Below are 17,146 nucleotides of genomic sequence, written 5' to 3'. Positions count from 1 at the left end.
AAAAAGTCTGCTTGTGTATACGGAAAGGAAGTGCCATTATGAAAAAACGCCTTTGCCCGGAATGTGGTAAATGGGTCGACGTGGAAGGGGATTTTTGTCCTTTTTGTGGAGCAAAACTCCCTGAAATGGACCCAGATGAACCGATTATCGACGAAGAAACGGGGACCGAGACCTTTGATTACGAACGGACAGCCGTCGAAGAACCAGTTATCGACGAAGAGACCGGGACCGAGACCTTTGACCACGATCGGGTAGAAGCCGTCGAACATCCGGAAATGTCGGCTGACGGGGACCTGCCGCCTGTGGTGCCGCCCGTCCGACCGACACCGCCGCCATTTCAGGAAAAGCCTTTTTATGCCCGCCACGGCAAAGCCATTGTGGGCTTCATCATTGCCTTAGTCGTGGTCATTGCCGGAGTTATCGGTATGTATTTTTACGGGGCTCATCAAGATGACTATACGAAAGACGCCGTCGCCCTCTCGCAGCAGTTGACGACAGAAAATGAGTCCGTCACCGATGCCGCTAAACTCCTCAGCCAGCAGGGCCAGGGGAATGGTTCCGAGTCGCTGATCAAGACGTTGGAAACGAGTCGGGCCAATGTGGAAAAAATAGCCAAGAATTACAATCCCCAAAAAATTCCCGACCAATATGCCAGCGATGACCAGGCCATCCGCGAAGTCATGCGAAATCAGATGGCTCTCTACGATAAGGCTATTGCCATCGCCAAGGCGCCGACCGATGCCGCCGTTAACGATAAACTGAATGATATGCTCACCCAGTCTCAGAATGCCAAGAAAATCGCCCGCACCATCCAAATCCCGGGGGCTGACTTTACGGCCGCCGTCGATGATGATGCTGCCGTTTCCTACCTCGAAAAATATGTGGCAAAAGTAAAGAAGGATGAGGAAGAAAAGAAGGCAAAGGCCAATCCGGACAAGCAGATTCTCTCTTCCTACGCCAGCAGTAAGGACTTGTTCAATGAAGATATCAATAAGCTTACCGATGATATCAACAACTATTTGAAGGATCACAAGGATTTCAAAGACAGCCGGGAATTTAACAACCGGGCCAATACCTTGTACCTCCAGATTTCTAAGACCCGCAGTCAGCTCGAAAGCGATTCGTCCATCGAAAATACGGCCATGAAGTACAAGCTCGATGCCTTGTTTAAGGCCCAGCAGGACCGGCTTCGCGGCCTCTATGACGGTGTCAGCTCCAGTCAGAAGGGCGAAGACTACCGCCCGGGCTTCCAGCGCGGCCAAGCGGCAACCGATCGCTATGACAAATTGAACAGCGAGTGGAACAGCCTGTAAGATTCTTTCTCCATAACCAAAGAGGTTCAGCGACACGATGATCGCTGAACCTCTTTTTTGATTTCTTTTTTTATTGTTTTACTTTTTTCATCGAAAGCCCGATGCGGCCGCGGTCGGCATCGACACTGATGATTTCTGCGTTTATGATGTCGCCGGTGTGGACGATGTCCGTGGGATGACGGAAGGGATGGTTGCTGAGCTGGGACCGGTGGACCAGGCCCGGCGTCTTGATGCCGAAGTCGACGAAGGCACCGAAATCGACGACGTTCTGGACCGTGCCGCGGACGACGGTACCGACCTTAAGATCGGCGAGGGACATGACGTGCTGGCGGGTAAGGGGTTTGGGGAACTCGCTGCGGACGTCACGGCCGGGCTTACGGAGTTCTTCGATAATATCCTTGATGGTCGGTTCGCCGGCACCGAGGGAGGCCGCCAGTTTCGGGGCGGCGTTGCACTGGATCTTATCGCGTAGGCCGGCCATTTTTTCCGGTTCCTTGAGGTCGTCGCGGGTCAGGCCGTACTGGCCGGCAATTTGAGCGGCCAGGTCATACGATTCGGGATGGACCGACGTATTGTCGAGGGGCTCTTCGCCGTCTTTGATGCGCAGGAAGCCGGCGCATTGGGTAAAGGTAGCCGGTCCCAGGCGGGGAACGTTTAGAAGTTCCTGACGGTTTTTGAAGGGACCGTTTTCGTTGCGGTAGGTGACGATGTTGCCGGCCGTCGAAGTGGTGAGACCGGCGATGTGCTGGAGGAGGGCGGCTGACGCCGTATTGAGGTCGACGCCGACGTAGTTGACGACAGAGGTTACGGTTTGATCGAGGGCCGTCGTCAAATCCTTTTGGTTGACGTCGTGCTGATACTGGCCGACGCCGATCGAAGAGGGATCGATTTTGACCGATTCGGCCAAGGGATCCTGGATGCGGCGGGCGATGGAGACGGCACCGCGGATGGTGACATCCAGGTCGGGCAGTTCTTCCCGAGCCAATTCCGATGCCGAGTAGACCGAAGCGCCGGCTTCATTGGTGATGACGTAGCGGCAGCTCAGGTTGTAATTCTCGATGAGCTGGGAGACGAATTGTTCCGTTTCATAAGAGGCCGTCCCGTTGCCGATGGAAATGAGGGTGACGCCGTGGCGGCGGATCATATTGGCCAAATCCTTAGCGCTCTTTTTCTTCTGGGCCTCCGAATGGGTCAGGTAATAGGTCCCGTAGTCGAGGACCCGACCGGTGGCACTGATGACAGCGGCCTTGCAGCCCGTGCGAAATCCGGGGTCGAGGCCCAAGATGATCTGTCCTTCAAAGGGCGGCTGCAAGAGGAGGTGGCGGAGATTTTCAGCAAAGACGTCGATGGCCTGCTTTTCGGCCTGGGCCGTCAGTTCATTGCGGATTTCCCGATCCATTTGCGGGAAAATCAAGCGCTTGTAACTGTCGGCGGCGGCACTCTTGATGATGGCTTCATACGGCGAATGGCGCTCCATGACTAATCGGCACAGCATGTCGATGTGCTTGTCTGTCGGTTCCTTGATGGTGACCTTTAATTTCTTTTCATTTTCGCCGCGGTTGATGGCCAGGACCCGGTAACTCGGAAGACGGGTGATGCGCTCGCTGAAATCGGCGTAGGTCAGCATGGGACCGGCTTCTTTTTCGTCGACTTGGAGGCTGCAGGTAAGGCGGGCTTCCTGCCAGAGGCTGCGGCGCAGTTTTTGACGGAAGTCAGCTCGTTCGGAGAACCGTTCGGCTAAGATATTGGCCGCCCCCTGGATAGCGTCTTCGATTGTCGGGACATCATCATTAAGAAAGGCCTTGGCCGCTTCTTCCGGAGACGGTCCCTTGGGATTTTGCTCAGCAAAGAGCTTGGCCAGGGGTTCGAGGCCGGCGTCACAGGCCATGGATGCCTTGGTGCGCTTCTTCGGTTTATAAGGAAGATAGATGTCTTCGACTTCTTGGAGCTGACGGGCTTTGGAAAGGGCCTTTTCCAGTTCGGCATTCCAGCAGCCCTGGTCTTCAATGGATTGGCGTACCGTTTCTTTGCGGCTGGCCAGAGCCTGTTCATAGGCGTACTGTTCCTGGATACAGCGCAGCTGGACTTCATCCAGTGTTCCCGTCGCTTCTTTTCGATAGCGGGCGATGAAGGGAATCGTATTTCCTTCGTCGAGAAGGGAGAGGGCAGCCTGCACCTGCTGAGGACGGACGCCGAGGGTACGGGCAATTTCAATAATCATCGTTTCGTCAGTCATGAATTCATTCCCTCCATAATGTATAGTTAAGATTGCTTATTTTGTAAGAGAAACTTTACACAAGTCATTGAATTTTCTCTTAATAACCGTTACAATATAATAAGGATATTCTATTTTTTGACCATGTAAATTACTCATGTAAGTCCATGTGGAATAAAGCTAGAATGTCTTATTATACCATACTTTTCAAAGAAAGGGGGATAAAAATGGAAATTGCTGAAGTTTTGCGAAAAAACGGTTATAAAGTAACACCGCAGCGGCTGGCTGTCTATGATGCGATCATTCACAACCCGATGCATCCCAATGCCGAAGCTATTTACAAAACCTTACAGCCGAACTACCCGTCTATGAGTATGGCCACGGTATATAAAACCATGGAAATTTTTGCTAAAATAGGTGTCGTACAAGTCTTGCAATGTGCAGAAGATGCCCATCGTTATGATTATAACACGAACCCTCACGCTCACATTCGCTGTGAGAAGTGCAACCGCGTCATGGATATCGACTTGGATCAGAAGCATCTGAGTCAGTTGGCTGCCGAACAGACTGGTTTTACGGTCAATGGTGTAAGTGTTTCGTTTGTCGGTGTTTGCCCGAAATGTCGGGAAAAATCGTAATATGTTGTAACGTCTGTTTTCGCTGCTGTCGCACGAGACCTGTCGGTTTTGTGCGGCAGTATTTTTATATATAATAGTATATGATCTCAACGAGAAGAAAGGAAATATTATGCTGCATATTGGTTGTCATCTGTCGGTGTCACAAGGATTTTTGCATATGGGTGACGAAGCTTTATCTATAGGAGCCGATACGTTCCAATTTTTTTCGCGCAATCCGCGGGGAAGCAAGGTGCGAAAGCTCGATATCGACGATATGGAAGCTTTGAATGAACTCATGAAGAAGCACCATTTTGCCCCAATCTTAGCCCACGCTCCCTATACCTTAAACGGCTGCTCCCAGACCGAAAAGACCCGGGAATTTGCCCGTCAGGCCATGGCCGATGACCTGCGCCGCCTGGAATACCTCGATAACTGCCGTTATAATTTCCATCCCGGCAGCCACGTCGGCCAAGGGCCGGAAAAGGGCATCGACCTCATTGCCGACATGCTCAATACCTGCATGTTTCCGGAGCAGAAGACGACGGTCCTCTTAGAGACCATGGCCGGCAAGGGGACGGAAGTCGGGCGGACCTTTGAAGAATTGGCGGCCATCATCGATAAGGCCGTTATGAATGATAAAATCGGCGTCTGCCTCGATACGTGCCACGTCTTTGACGGCGGCTACGACATCGTCCATGAGCTCGACGACGTCCTCTTGACCTTCGACAAGGTCATCGGCCTCGACCGGCTGAAGGCCGTCCACATCAATGACAGCAAGAACGAACTGGCCAGCCATAAAGACCGCCACGAAAAAATCGGGGAAGGCCATATCGGTATTGCCGCCTTTGATGCCATCGTCAATCACCCGGCCTTGCGCTCCCTGCCGTTTTATTTAGAGACGCCCAATGAACTCGACGGCTATGCGCGGGAAATCGCACTGCTTCGCTCCTTACAACGATCGGAATAAACGTAGATAAAGGGGACTTTTTATGCGTATACTACACACTGCTGACTGGCATTTAGGAAAACTATTTTATGGATCGTATTTGACGGAAGAACAGGACTATGTATTAAAAACTCAGCTCCTGCCCCTCATTAAAGACGAGGGCATCGATGCCGTCGTCCTTTCCGGTGACGTCTATGACCGAAGCCTTCCGCCAACGGAGGCGGTCGCCCTCTTTGATGAAATGGCGACCAAAATCACGGCCGAACTGAAGGTCCCGTTTCTCGTCATCAGCGGCAATCACGACAGCGCGGCACGCCTGTCCTTTGCCAGCCGCATCCTGTCTTCACAGGGCCTTTATATTGCCGGCGAATTAGACCGCATGACGGATCCCGTAGTCTTAGACGATAAATACGGCCCTGTCGCCTTTTTATTGGCACCTTATGCGGAACCGGCTGTCGTCCGCCATTTCTTGGGTGACGACAGCCTGCGCAGCCATCAGGACGCCCTTTCGGCCCTTCTTTCGTGGCAGAAAGAAAAGATTCCTCAAGGCATGCGGACCGTTTGCGCAGCCCATGCTTTTGTAGCCGGAGGCCTTGCCGGCGATTCTGAGCGGCCCTTGTCTATCGGCGGCAGCGATCAGGTCGGAAGCGACTTGTTCACGTCCTTTTCCTATACGGCTCTGGGCCATCTTCACGGACCGCAGCAGATTACGGTGCCGACCATCCGCTATGCCGGAAGTTTGCTGAAATATTCCTTCGGCGAAGCCCGCCAGAAAAAGGGTGCCGTCGTCGTCGACCTCGATGGAAAAGGCAAGGCCGATCCCGTCTTTCATGAGTTTACGCCCCGTCATGACGTGCGCATCGTCAGCGGCTCCTTTGAAGACGTCATGGCAGCTTCCGACGATCGGCCTGACGATTTTATCTTGGTACGCCTGTCGGATCAACAGCCAATCCTCGACGGCATGGCCAAACTGCGGCGAAAATACCCCAACGCCATGGCCCTTGAAATGCCCAACCGCAATATAGAAGGCGGCGGACAGCGGGATTTTAATCTCAGACAGTCGACGGGACAGGAACTCTTTGACAGCTTCTCCAAGGCCATGCGGCCCGACCAGCCCTTGACCGAAGCCGAAGAAGAATGCGTCCGCCAGTTGTGGAAAGAGCTTGAAAAACGTGAAGAAGGGAGCACCTTATGATTCCCATTTACTTAGAGATGAAAGCCTTTGGCCCCTATGCCGGGACGGAAATCGTCGACTTTCGCCGGTTGAAGGATCATAAATTATTTCTCATCTACGGACCGACCGGGTCCGGTAAGACGACCATCCTCGATGCCATCTGCTACGCCCTCTACGGAAGTACCAGCGGCGACATCCGCACCGGCTCCTATATGCGCAGCGAATATGCCACGCCGGATGAGCCGACGTCGGTCTCGTTCCGCTTTGCCATCGGCCAGAAATATTACCGCATCGACCGCAGTCCGGAACAACAGATCGCCAAAAAAAGAGGGGATGGATTGAAAAAGGCCTCGTCCCAGGCTGCCTTGTACGAAACCGATGAAGACGGGGCTGATGAAAAACTCTTGGCCGCTAAAAACGTCAACGCCGCCGTCGAAGGGCTGTTGGGCTTTAAAGCCGATCAGTTCCGACAAGTCGTCCTCCTGCCCCAGGGCGATTTTCGAAAACTCTTATTGGCCAATTCCGGCGAGCGTCAGCAGATCATGCAGACCTTGTTTCATACCCAGTCCTATGCCAAGCTTCAGGCACTGGCTAAAGAACGCCATGACGAACTGGAAAACCGCCATGAACAGGTGGCCCGCGATCGGGAACAATGTTTGCTCAATCTCGGCGTCGACGATGAAGGGAATCTTTCGGAACGAGAGCAGGAATTTCGGAATCAGGAAGCTTCCGTGTCCGAAAAGTGGCACAAAGCCGAAGCTGAGCGCAGTGCTCGGCAGAAAGACTTTCAGGCAGCCCAGGCTTTGGAAGCCCACTGGAAACTGTGGGAGCAGAAACGGCAGGAAGCAGCCAATCTCGATGGCCAAGCAGGGGTTTTTCAGGATAAGCGGAATAAGATTGACGTCTTGAGAAAAGCCGAGGTCTTAGCCGAACCCTGCCGCCACCTCGATGAGCTGGAACGGGAAGGGAAGGCTGCCGCCAAGGCTGCTGACAAAGCCAATGAAGCGGCACAGCAAGCGGCTGTCGACCTGAAGGCCGCTAACGAGAAGATGGAAAAACTTTCTAAGCAGGAAGGGGCCTATAAGGCGGCCGGAGAAGAACGAATCAAGCTGACCAATCTCAAGGGCAAAGCCGATTCTTACTACGACCAGTGCCAACAGGTCCAAAAACTTCGGTCAGAAGCAATGGCTGCTGAACAGGCCTGGAAGAAGGCTAAGGGCGAAACAGAATCGGGAAAAAAGGATTTAGAAAAAGCCCGCGTCGCCTTGTCGGCCTTGTCTGAAAAGGCCGTTCTTGCTGAACAGGTGAAGCAGCAGTGCCGGACCTTGGAAGAAAGGGTAGCGCGAGAAAAAGAAGCCGCTGCCCTGGACTTTCAGAAGTCAGACAGTCAGAAACAGTGGCAGCAGCTTCAGCAGTCGTTAGAAAAAGCCGTTCAAAAGGCACGGAACGACCGCGTCGACTATGAAAGCGTCCGGACCTCCTTCTTACAAGCCCAGGCTGCTGTCTTGGCATCGGAACTTACGGACGGGATGCCGTGCCCGGTCTGTGGGGCGACCGATCATCCAATGCCTGCCATTCCGCCCGAGGATTTACCGACGCGGGACGACGTCGAACGGCGCCAAAGATTGGCCGAAACGAGCGAACAGGTGCGGCAAAAGCTGGAAGTCGACACCAAGGCCGCTGAAACGGCCTATAAAGCCTTGGAAGGTCAATACGACCGTCTCCGTCAGCAGTATCCGCAAGACGTCTCCTTGAAAGAACTGGAAGCTGAATTGAAAGCGGCGCAAAAGACACAGGCAGACCTTGAAAAGGCACTGGCCCAAGGAGAAAATCTTCGCAAGGCCGTTTCCGATGGCGAGACGAAACTCAGCCAATGGGAAGAGGCCGAAGAAGCGGCAAGAAAGGCCTTAGAAGAGGCCAAAACGAGAGCCGTCAAGGCCGGCGAGACCCAGGCCCATTTGGAAGCGGAACTGCCCGAGGCCTATCGCGATCCCAAGGAACTCAGCCGCCGTCTGGCCGAGTTGACGCAGCACCTTAAAGACTATGAAGAAGCTCTTCAGAAAAGCCGGGATCATCTGGTAAGCTGTGAACGTCAGGGAGCTCAGCGACAGGAAGAAGCCAGAAGCCTCACCCAGCAGGTCCTGACCCTGCGCAGTCGATTTAAACAGGACTATAATGACTTCGGCCAACGGGTACTGGCAGCGGGCTTTGCCTCCGTTCGTGCCTGCCGGGACATGCAGCCGTCCGTAAAGGACATTCCCGTCCTGGAAGCCGAAGTCCGTCAATATGAAACCAAGCTGCAGCAAGTACGAGGCCAGCTCGAACAGGAAAAATCAGCCATCGACGGTAAGCCACGTCCCGATGTCCCGGCTTTGGAAAAAAACTTGGCTGAAGCTGAAAAGACGAGCCGCGACCTTGCCGAAGAAAGAGGACGACTGTCGGCGACTTTTTCCCAGTGGCAGCAGGAAAAGAAGAAGCTCCTAGCCCTCGGTAAGGATGAAGCCGACCTCGTCGAAGCCTACAAAACCGTCGGCGCCGTCTACGACCTCATTGCCGGCAAGCAGACGGGGATTAACTTCGAACGCTATGTCTTAGGGGCCCTCCTCGACGACGTCTTGGCCGCCGCGAATGAACGGCTCCAGGCCATGAGCCGTCAACGCTATACCCTGCAGCGTTCCCAAAGTTGGGATGATAAACGGGTTAAACAGATCGGCCTCGACATCGAAGTCTACGACAACTATACGGGCTATGCCCGGCCGGCCAACACCCTGTCCGGCGGCGAGACCTTCTTGTCGTCCCTGTCCCTGGCCTTGGGGCTGGCCGACGTCGTCCAGGCTTATTCCGGCGGCATTCACCTCGATGCCATCTTTATCGACGAAGGCTTCGGTACCCTCGACAGCGAGACCTTGGACTATGCCTTAAAGACCCTGGCGTCGCTTAAGAGCGGCGGCCGCCTGGTCGGCATTATTTCCCATGTGCCGGAATTAAAAGAGCGCATCGACGCCCGCCTGGCTATTCATAAAACCGATCGAGGCAGTACGTCGTCCTTTGAATTTTCCTAAGCCCGTCTCTATATTGTTGAATTGACGGAAAAAGTATATAATAAGGCATAATCGAGAGAGGAGGGACGGAATGTCCATTCAAAAAGTACGCGACTATTTTTCTCAGTGGGGAATAGAAGACAAAGTCATGGAACTGACCGAGTCCAGTGCCACCGTCGAAGAAGCGGCGGCAGCCCTTCATACGGAAGGTCGGCGCATTGCCAAGACCATGTCGTTTCTGGTCGGCGACCAGCCGATCCTTATCGTCTTTGCCGGCGATGCCCGCGTCGATAACCATAAGTACAAAGAGCGGTTCCATAAAAAGGCGTCCATGATCAAAGCGGACGCTGTCGAAGGTCTCATCGGCCATCCCGTCGGCGGCGTGTGTCCCTTTGCCATCAACCCCGACGTCGACGTCTATCTCGATGAATCACTCAAACGATTTCAAACAGTCTTTCCGGCCTGCGGCACGGCCAACAGCGCCATCGAACTGACCCTGGACGAGCTGATGACCTATTCCAAGGCCATCGAATGGGTCGACGTATCCAAGGGCTGGCAGGAAGAAAGCATTTAACAAAGGGGGTTACACCATGCAGTTTACGTTTAAACACACCAATTTTAATGTATTAGATCTCCAGCGCAGCATGGACTTTTATAAAGAAGCTTTGGGCCTCACGGAAGTCCGCCGCATTGAAAATCCTGATTTCACCATCGTCTATCTCGGTGATGGCGTTACGGGATTTCAACTGGAATTGACGTGGCTCAAAGACCGTAAAGAACCGTACAACCTCGGCGATAATGAATTCCACACGGCCTTTGCCGTCAAGGATATGGATGCGGCCTTAGCCAAACATAAAGAAATGGGCTGCGTCGTCTACCAGAATCCGGCCATGGGTATCTACTTCATCGTCGATCCCGACGGCTATTGGTTGGAAATCATTCCGGAGCGTGGCTGATGAAGAAAGAATATACCCAGCGGACAGCCCGCCTCATCGGACAAGATAAAGTCGATGAACTCAATACCAAGAAAGTCCTCGTCTTCGGCGTCGGCGGCGTCGGATCGGCTGTCGTCGAAGCCTTAGGGCGAGCCGGCGTCGGCCATCTCATCTTAGTCGATGCCGACGTCTTCGACCCATCGAACCTCAACCGCCAGTTAGGCGCCACCGTCGACACGATTGGCCGATCCAAGGTAGAGGTCATGAAAGAACGGCTGCTCACCATCAATCCCGATATCGACGTCGAAACCCACGCCACCTTCTACTTGCCCGAAAGCCATGAAGGCTTCATCGCCAAGTCCGGTGCCGATTACGTCGTCGATGCCATCGATACGACCAGTGCCAAGATCGCCATCATTGACGAAGCCTATCACAGCGGAATCCCCGTCGTCTCCTCCATGGGAGCCGGCAACAAGCTCCATCCGGAGTACTTTAAGCTCGACTACATCGAAAAGACATCCGTCGATCCCTTGGCTAAAATCATACGCCATGAATTGAAGAAGCGCCGCATCCGCCGCATCAAAGTCGCCTATTCGACGGAAGTACCCCGTACGCCCATCTCGGACAGCGAAGAAGTCCGTCCCAGCCCGGGCAGCATCTCCTTCGTGCCGGCCACAGCCGGTATGATTTTAGCCGGTGCCGTCATCCGCGACCTCCTCGATTTAGCTTAAAATAAAATTTTACCTATCTTATACACAAAGGCTGCGATCCAAAATCGCAGTCTTTTTTTACGATATTTTCACGGTATTTCGGCGATTTTGATAAGTATCGGAGCATACTTGTCCACAACATGATAGAGTATTTGCGCGTTGACACAACCTACTATATATAGTATCATAAATCTTGTAAATATCGGCCCCGAAATCGTATATATTGTGGAATACGCGGGACTTGTGGACATTTTCATACAATATACTGTGGAGGTAGACATATGCTGGAAGTAATCAAGAGAAACGGACAAAAAGTGCTTTTTGACAGGGACAAAATTACCATCGCCATTGAAAAGGCCATGAACAGCAGCAGCGGCGTATACGAAGAAGGCCAGGCTGCGAAGATTGCAGGTGAAATCGAAGCATATGCTGCATCCATTCATAAGGACATGACCATTTACGCTATTGAAGATCAGGTCTATTATCGCCTCTTGAAGTACAACAATCCGGCCACGGCCCGGGCTTATGAAAACTACAAAGCCATCCAGGCCTTTAAGCGCCAGACCAATACGACGGACAACGACGTTTTTGGCCTGTTGAACAACACCAACTTAGAAGTCCTGAATGAAAATTCCAATAAGAACGGCCACGTCGTTTCGACCCAGCGTGACCTTATTGCCGGTGAAGTTTCCAAAGACATTGCCCGCCGTAAACTCATTCCCGCCGACATCGTCCAGGCTCACGACAGCGGCGCCATCCATTTCCATGACATGGACTACATCATTCAGCCCATGTTCAACTGCTGTCTCATCAACCTCGAAGACATGTTGGCCAACGGTACGGTCATTAACGGCAAGAAAATCGACACGCCGAAGTCCTTCCAGGTCGCCTGCACGGTTACGACCCAGATCATCGCCCAAGTCGCTAGTGGCCAGTACGGCGGCCAGTCTATCAACGGCATCGACCGGATTTTAGCGCCCTACGTCCGCAAGTCCTTCAAAAAATACATGAGCGCCGTCGTCGAAGAACAGCGCGAAGTCTACGGCATTGAACCGGACATGGAAAAAGCCGAAGAAATCGCTTGGAAGCGTACGAAGAAAGAAATCAAAGACGGCATCCAGACCATCCAGTATCAAATCAATACCCTCATGACGACTAACGGCCAGGCTCCGTTCGTCACCTTGTTCATGTACTTTAAGCCCGATTACGAATACGCCAAAGAAGCGGCCCTCATCGATGAGGAACTCCTGCGCCAGCGCATTCAGGGCATTAAGAACGATGCCAACGTCTACGTCACGCCGGCCTTCCCGAAACTGATCTACGTCCTCGACGAACACAACGTCAGCGAAGGCAGCCCCTATTTCTACCTGACCCAATTGGCTGCCGAATGCACGGCCAAGCGGATGTATCCCGACTACATTTCGGCCAAGAAAATGCGCGAATCCTATGAAGGCAACGTTTTCAGTCCCATGGGCTGCCGGTCCTTCTTAAGCCCCTGGAAAGACGCCGAAGGCAACTATAAATTCGACGGCCGCTTCAACATGGGCGTCGTCTCTCTGAACCTGCCTCAGATCGGGATTCTCGCTGACGGCGACGAAGAAAAATTCTTCCAGATCCTCGACAAGCGCTTGGAACTGTGCAAAAAAGCCCTCCTCCTTCGCGTCAATCTGTTGAAGAAGGTGACGTCTGACGTCTCGCCGATCCACTGGCAGTACGGCGCCATTGCCCGCCTCCAGCCCGGTGAAACGATCGAAAAATTCATTTACGGCGGCTACGCTACCTTGTCCTTAGGCTACATCGGCATGTACGAAGCGACGATGTTGACCAAACACTGCTCGCACACGACGCCGGAAGGCCGGAAATTTGCCATGCGCATCATGGACGACCTCAACGCCCATATCCAAAAGTGGAAGAAGGAAACGAACATCGGCTTTGCCCTCTACGGTACGCCGGCTGAAAACCTGACCAACCGCTTCTGCAAGATCGATAAGGCCCGTTTCGGCTCCATTGCCAACGTTACCGACAAAGATTACTACACCAACAGCTATCACGTCGACGTCCGCGAACCGATCAACGTCTTCGACAAATTCTCCTTCGAAGCCGACTTTGAAGACAAATCGACGGGCGGCTGCATCAGCTACGCTGAAATCCCCAATATGGCCCATAATATCCCGGCTGTCTTGACCATGATTCAGTACATCTACGACCATATTGCCTACGGCGAATTCAATACCAAGCTCGACTACTGCCACGAATGCGGCTTTGACGGCGAAATCATCCTCAACGACGACAACCAATGGGAATGCCCGCGCTGCCATAATCAGGACCGCAACAAACTGACGGTCATCCGCCGGACCTGCGGCTACTTGGGCGAAAATTTCTGGAATGAAGGGCGGACACAGGAAATCAACAACCGTGTCCTCCACATATAAGAGGTGACTTTCGTTGCATTATGCACAGATGAGACAATATGATATCGCTAACGGGCCCGGCATTCGCTCGACCCTCTTCGTGACGGGCTGCTCGCGAAACTGCTTCAATTGTTTCAACCCGGAATACCAAAATGCCAACTTCGGCCAGGAATGGACCGACAAAGAAACGAAACAGCTCCTGTCCTGGCTCCAGGCACCGACCAACAGCGGACTGACCCTCCTCGGCGGGGAACCGATGGAAAACACCGACGGCCTGACGCCTTTGATTCAGGAAATCAAAGAGGCCCTGCCCGACAAATCCGTCTGGGTCTATTCCGGCTTCACCTACGATGAAATTCTAAAGGACCCGCAGAAAAAGGCCCTCCTCGATCTGTGTGACGTCCTCGTCGACGGCCCCTTCGTCGACGCCTTGAAAGACCCGGGACTCTACTTCAGAGGCTCGTCGAACCAGCGCATCATCGACCTTCAGAAGACGCGCGAAACCGGCGAGATCACCCTGGTCTGGCCCGATGGACGATGATCCGCCTTTTCCGGATTTTTACCATAAGAAGTAATGAGTATTGGCTAATAGGATTTACACCGTAAGCCTTTCTTGATATAATAAGTATAAATAGACGTTCTTATTTCCTTGCATTTGTAACGTCAAACAGACGTTGAGGGGGGCTTATTATGGTAGTCGATTCCGTTAAAAAATTAAAAAATGTCGTCAGCGAAGTTATGAAAGGCTATACCAGCAATTCGACAGGCGGATGCTGCGGCGTGTCCCTTCCGCCGGAAGAACAGCGCGAACTGAAACGGCTGAAAGAGGGCGCACAGGCCGATAAGGCTGAAAAGAAAGATTGACACATACGATAAAAACGAGTACACTACAAGCATAGAATGCAAACGCACGACGGGGACACCACGCAAGGTGTCAATCGTCGTGCGTTTTTATTTGCTCACGAGAGGTGGATATGATGCAATTATTATTGAATGGGGCCCGCGTCGACGGCCCGTGGTCTTCGTTAGAAGAATTGAAACAGGCCCATGGTAAGGGCCAGGAAATCACCATCGTCAACGGTTTTGCGACGACAGAAAATTTACCCTTACAAGACGGCGATGAAATCTATTTTATCCCTAAAGACCGGCTGCCGCCGAAAGAAGCCCTGGAGGCCATGATGTGTTCCCGCCACACGCCGAAAGTCCATGAAAAGGTCAGTGCCGGCCGTGTTGCCATCTGCGGTCTCGGCGGCCTCGGTTCCAATGCGGCCGTCTATTTGGCCCGCACCGGCGTCGGCCACCTGCACCTCATCGACTTCGATACCGTCGATGCCAGCAACCTGAACCGCCAGTCTTACATGGTCCGTGACCTGGGGCAGCGTAAGACCGATGCCCTGGCCCGGCAGATTGCCGATATTAACCCCTTCATCGACGTCCGCACGGACTTCGTGCGCATGACGGAAGATAATACGGCCGACCTCTTACAAGATGACCAGATCGTCTGCGAAGCCTTTGACAACCCCGATGCTAAGACGATGTTGGTTCACACCGTGTTGGAACAGTGTCCCGATAAATATATCGTCTCCGCCTCGGGCATGGCCGGCTACGGCGACAGCAATGAGATCCAGACCAAGAAAATCATGGACCGTTTCTACGTCTGCGGCGATCAGACGAGAAATGCCAAACCCGGCCGGGGACTCATGGCCCCTCGCGTCGCCATCTGTGCCGCTCACGAAGCCAATCTCATCATTCAGCTCCTGGTAGACGTTTTGTAATTTTTGTCGCGTAGTGAGCGAACTTTCGCACCGCCGGCGAGGCGGCATTGCCGGGAAGAAAGGCGATGCCTAGGGGTATCGATGCCGGCGGGTCGAGGGGCAGGAGGACGGCTGACGTCACCCGTTTCCGGGTAATGAGGCGGTTCATGATACAGATGCCGAGTCCTTCTTCGACCATTGAAATGGCAGCTGCATTCTCCAGCGTCGTATAACCGATACGAGGCTGGAGATTATTTTTTTTTAAGAGATGCAAGACGTCGTCGTCTTTTCCCAGAGCCGGCATGATGACCGTTTCTTCTTGGCAGCGAGAAAGGGGATAGCGGCCCTTCGGTGCCAGTTCATGATCGGGCGGTACGGCGGCCACCATTTCGTCGTCTGCTAGGGGAATCCAGTCGTAGGGCATGGGTTCCTGATAACTGAGAAAACCGATGTCGGCCGTACCGTCGTCGAGCCAGGCCGTGATCTCCTGGCGGATGCCTTCCATCAAGTGAATCTTGATTTGGGGATAATCCTTTTGAAAGCGGCCGATGACCTTGGGAAGCCAGTGCGTCGCCACGCTCGAATAGGCGGCGATGTTGAGGCTGCCCGTCAATAGGCCGCGTATGTCTGAAGCCAGTTCCTCCACGCGCTCTTCTTCACGGAGCAGCTGGCGGATGGGAAGTAATAGGCGTTCGCCGTTTGGCGACAAGGTGACGCCGTGATGGCTGCGGAGCAATAAGGGAAAACCGACTTCCTTTTCAAGGGCCGCTACGAGTTGACTGACGCCGGACACGGTGTAGTCCATCTGTTTGGCTGCAGCGGCAAAACTTCCCGTCTCCACAGCGGCTAAAAAAGCTTTATAACGAGCCGTATCCATAGTACCTCCTCTACCTTATTCATTAAGTAATACTATATGAAATATAAAAGAATTATAGATTTACTTAATTATAACCGCTGATTATAATAATGTACAGGAAAGGAGGGATGTCATGAAATTGAACGGAAATGGACAGGTCATGCTGGCCGGTATCCTTTGGGGGACCATCGGCCTCTTCATCTGGTATATGGAAAGGGCCGGCGCAACCGTCGAATGGATCAGTTTCCTGCGCGTCTTTTTCTCGTGGATCATCTTATTGGTTCTCATCCTCTGGCGGAGCGGCTGGGCCTCGATGAAGGTGTCGCCGAAAATCATGGTCTACTGTGCCTTACTGGGCCTCATCTGTCACGGCATCTATAACATCTTTTACAGCCTGGCCGTCATCTCGATTGGCGTATCCCTCAGCGCCGTCCTGCTCAACGCGGCCACTGTTTTTACGGCTGTCTTTTCAGCCCTCTTCTTTCAGGAAAAGATTACACCTTTGAAGGGGTTGGCGCTGGTAATCAACATCGTCGGCTGCATCCTGGCCATCACCGGCGGCAGCCTTGACCTTGCCGCACTGTCTCTATGGGGACTGTTTTACGGCATCATGGCCGGCCTCTGTTACGCCCTGACGGCGATTATTGGAAAAGTAGCCGGCCATGGCACCGACGCCTTCGTCATGAGCCTGTGGAGCTTCTTTTGGGCTGCCCTTTGCCTTCTCGTTTGGATCCTGTGGCAAGGAGGTACCATGGTCATGACGCCGTCCGTTTTAGGAATGGGCTTTTTCTACGCCCTCATTCCGACCGTCCTGGGCTATATCCTGTATTACCTGGGCCTCCAGCAAATCGAAGACCTGAGCCGCGTCCCCGTCCTGGCCTCCTTAGAAACAGCCGCCGCCGTTATCCTGGGCATGAATCTCACCGGCGACATCTTGAACCTGACGAACCTCCTCGGCATCGCCCTCATCATAGCTTCCCAGTGGTTGATCGGGAAGAGCCGCCAATGACCGCTGTATTTAGCGATGCGATGTGTTTACCTTTTGGTGACGATGGGGAAGGTCTCTGACATTTAGATAAAGAGATAAATCTCTTTTCCAGGAGAGTTTAAGTTGCTGCCGGGAATTTTATAAGCATAATATCATAGGTTTAAAATCAGGCGAGAAGGAGATCCT

The 17,146-nt window shown here is 53.1% G+C and carries 15 protein-coding genes; 13 read left to right on the top strand and 2 right to left on the bottom strand.

Annotated features, from left to right (window positions below):
• Positions 1–38 precede the first annotated feature (38 nt).
• Positions 39–1,313 (top strand): zinc ribbon domain-containing protein, encoded by a 1,275-nt coding sequence (locus A0U42_RS05705; protein WP_065360218.1) that lies wholly within the window; start codon positions 39–41, stop codon positions 1,311–1,313.
• Between the two features lie 70 nt (positions 1,314–1,383).
• On the opposite strand, the gene A0U42_RS05700 is transcribed toward A0U42_RS05705, so the two are convergent.
• Entirely contained in the window at positions 1,384–3,549 is a 2,166-nt protein-coding gene (locus A0U42_RS05700) for a Tex family protein (RefSeq protein WP_065360217.1), read from the bottom strand.
• 206 nt (positions 3,550–3,755) lie between these two features.
• Between A0U42_RS05700 and A0U42_RS05695 the strand changes: the two genes are divergently transcribed.
• The 11 genes from A0U42_RS05695 to thiF all read left to right on the top strand — a co-directional run bounded on the left by A0U42_RS05695 (position 3,756) and on the right by thiF (position 15,137).
• On the top strand, positions 3,756–4,166 hold the full coding sequence (locus tag A0U42_RS05695) for a Fur family transcriptional regulator (protein WP_044504392.1): 411 nt from the start codon (positions 3,756–3,758) through the stop codon (positions 4,164–4,166).
• Between the two features lie 109 nt (positions 4,167–4,275).
• Entirely contained in the window at positions 4,276–5,112 is an 837-nt protein-coding gene (locus A0U42_RS05690) for a deoxyribonuclease IV (protein WP_065360216.1), read from the top strand.
• Between the two features lie 22 nt (positions 5,113–5,134).
• The gene (locus A0U42_RS05685) at positions 5,135–6,286 is read left to right on the top strand and encodes an exonuclease SbcCD subunit D (RefSeq protein WP_065360215.1); all 1,152 of its coding nucleotides are present in this window, start codon (positions 5,135–5,137) and stop codon (positions 6,284–6,286) included.
• Positions 6,283–9,327 (top strand): AAA family ATPase, encoded by a 3,045-nt coding sequence (locus A0U42_RS05680; RefSeq protein ID WP_065360214.1) that lies wholly within the window; start codon positions 6,283–6,285, stop codon positions 9,325–9,327. Before A0U42_RS05685 ends, A0U42_RS05680 begins: the two co-directional genes overlap by 4 nt.
• A 70-nt stretch (positions 9,328–9,397) precedes the next feature.
• Complete coding sequence (locus tag A0U42_RS05675; protein WP_065360213.1) at positions 9,398–9,880, top strand: YbaK/EbsC family protein; 483 nt, start codon at positions 9,398–9,400, stop codon at positions 9,878–9,880.
• Positions 9,881–9,896: 16 nt separating this feature from the next.
• Positions 9,897–10,262, top strand: coding sequence for a VOC family protein (locus A0U42_RS05670; protein ID WP_044504387.1), 366 nt, complete (start codon positions 9,897–9,899; stop codon positions 10,260–10,262).
• Complete coding sequence (locus A0U42_RS05665; protein ID WP_065360212.1) at positions 10,262–10,972, top strand: ThiF family adenylyltransferase; 711 nt, start codon at positions 10,262–10,264, stop codon at positions 10,970–10,972. Before A0U42_RS05670 ends, A0U42_RS05665 begins: the two co-directional genes overlap by 1 nt.
• 260 nt (positions 10,973–11,232) lie before the next feature.
• The gene (gene nrdD, locus A0U42_RS05660; protein ID WP_065360211.1) at positions 11,233–13,383 is read left to right on the top strand and encodes an anaerobic ribonucleoside-triphosphate reductase; all 2,151 of its coding nucleotides are present in this window, start codon (positions 11,233–11,235) and stop codon (positions 13,381–13,383) included.
• Between the two features lie 13 nt (positions 13,384–13,396).
• Complete coding sequence (nrdG, locus tag A0U42_RS05655; RefSeq protein WP_065360210.1) at positions 13,397–13,903, top strand: anaerobic ribonucleoside-triphosphate reductase activating protein; 507 nt, start codon at positions 13,397–13,399, stop codon at positions 13,901–13,903.
• Between the two features lie 149 nt (positions 13,904–14,052).
• Complete coding sequence (locus A0U42_RS11635; protein WP_176698850.1) at positions 14,053–14,226, top strand: hypothetical protein; 174 nt, start codon at positions 14,053–14,055, stop codon at positions 14,224–14,226.
• A gap of 110 nt (positions 14,227–14,336) precedes the next feature.
• Positions 14,337–15,137: a sulfur carrier protein ThiS adenylyltransferase ThiF gene (gene thiF, locus A0U42_RS05650; protein ID WP_255304113.1), complete on the top strand. Its 801-nt coding sequence runs from the start codon at positions 14,337–14,339 to the stop codon at positions 15,135–15,137.
• On the opposite strand, the gene A0U42_RS05645 is transcribed toward thiF, so the two are convergent.
• Positions 15,109–15,993 carry a LysR family transcriptional regulator gene (locus tag A0U42_RS05645; protein WP_065360208.1) on the bottom strand — a complete coding sequence of 295 codons (885 nt, stop codon included), beginning with the start codon at positions 15,991–15,993 and terminating at the stop codon, positions 15,109–15,111. The two genes, thiF and A0U42_RS05645, sit on opposite strands and share 29 nt — an antisense overlap.
• 112 nt (positions 15,994–16,105) lie before the next feature.
• Here A0U42_RS05645 and A0U42_RS05640 point away from each other — a divergent pair, with 112 nt between their 5' ends.
• Positions 16,106–16,981, top strand: coding sequence for a DMT family transporter (locus A0U42_RS05640; RefSeq protein WP_065360207.1), 876 nt, complete (start codon positions 16,106–16,108; stop codon positions 16,979–16,981).
• Positions 16,982–17,146 lie beyond the last annotated feature (165 nt).

It is taken from the genome of Megasphaera sp. DISK 18 (assembly GCF_001682955.1).
Classification (GTDB): Bacteria; Bacillota; Negativicutes; order Veillonellales; family Megasphaeraceae; genus Megasphaera; species Megasphaera massiliensis.
The sequence above is the reverse complement of the archived record's forward strand: the minus strand, read 5'-3'. Positions and strand labels throughout refer to the sequence as shown.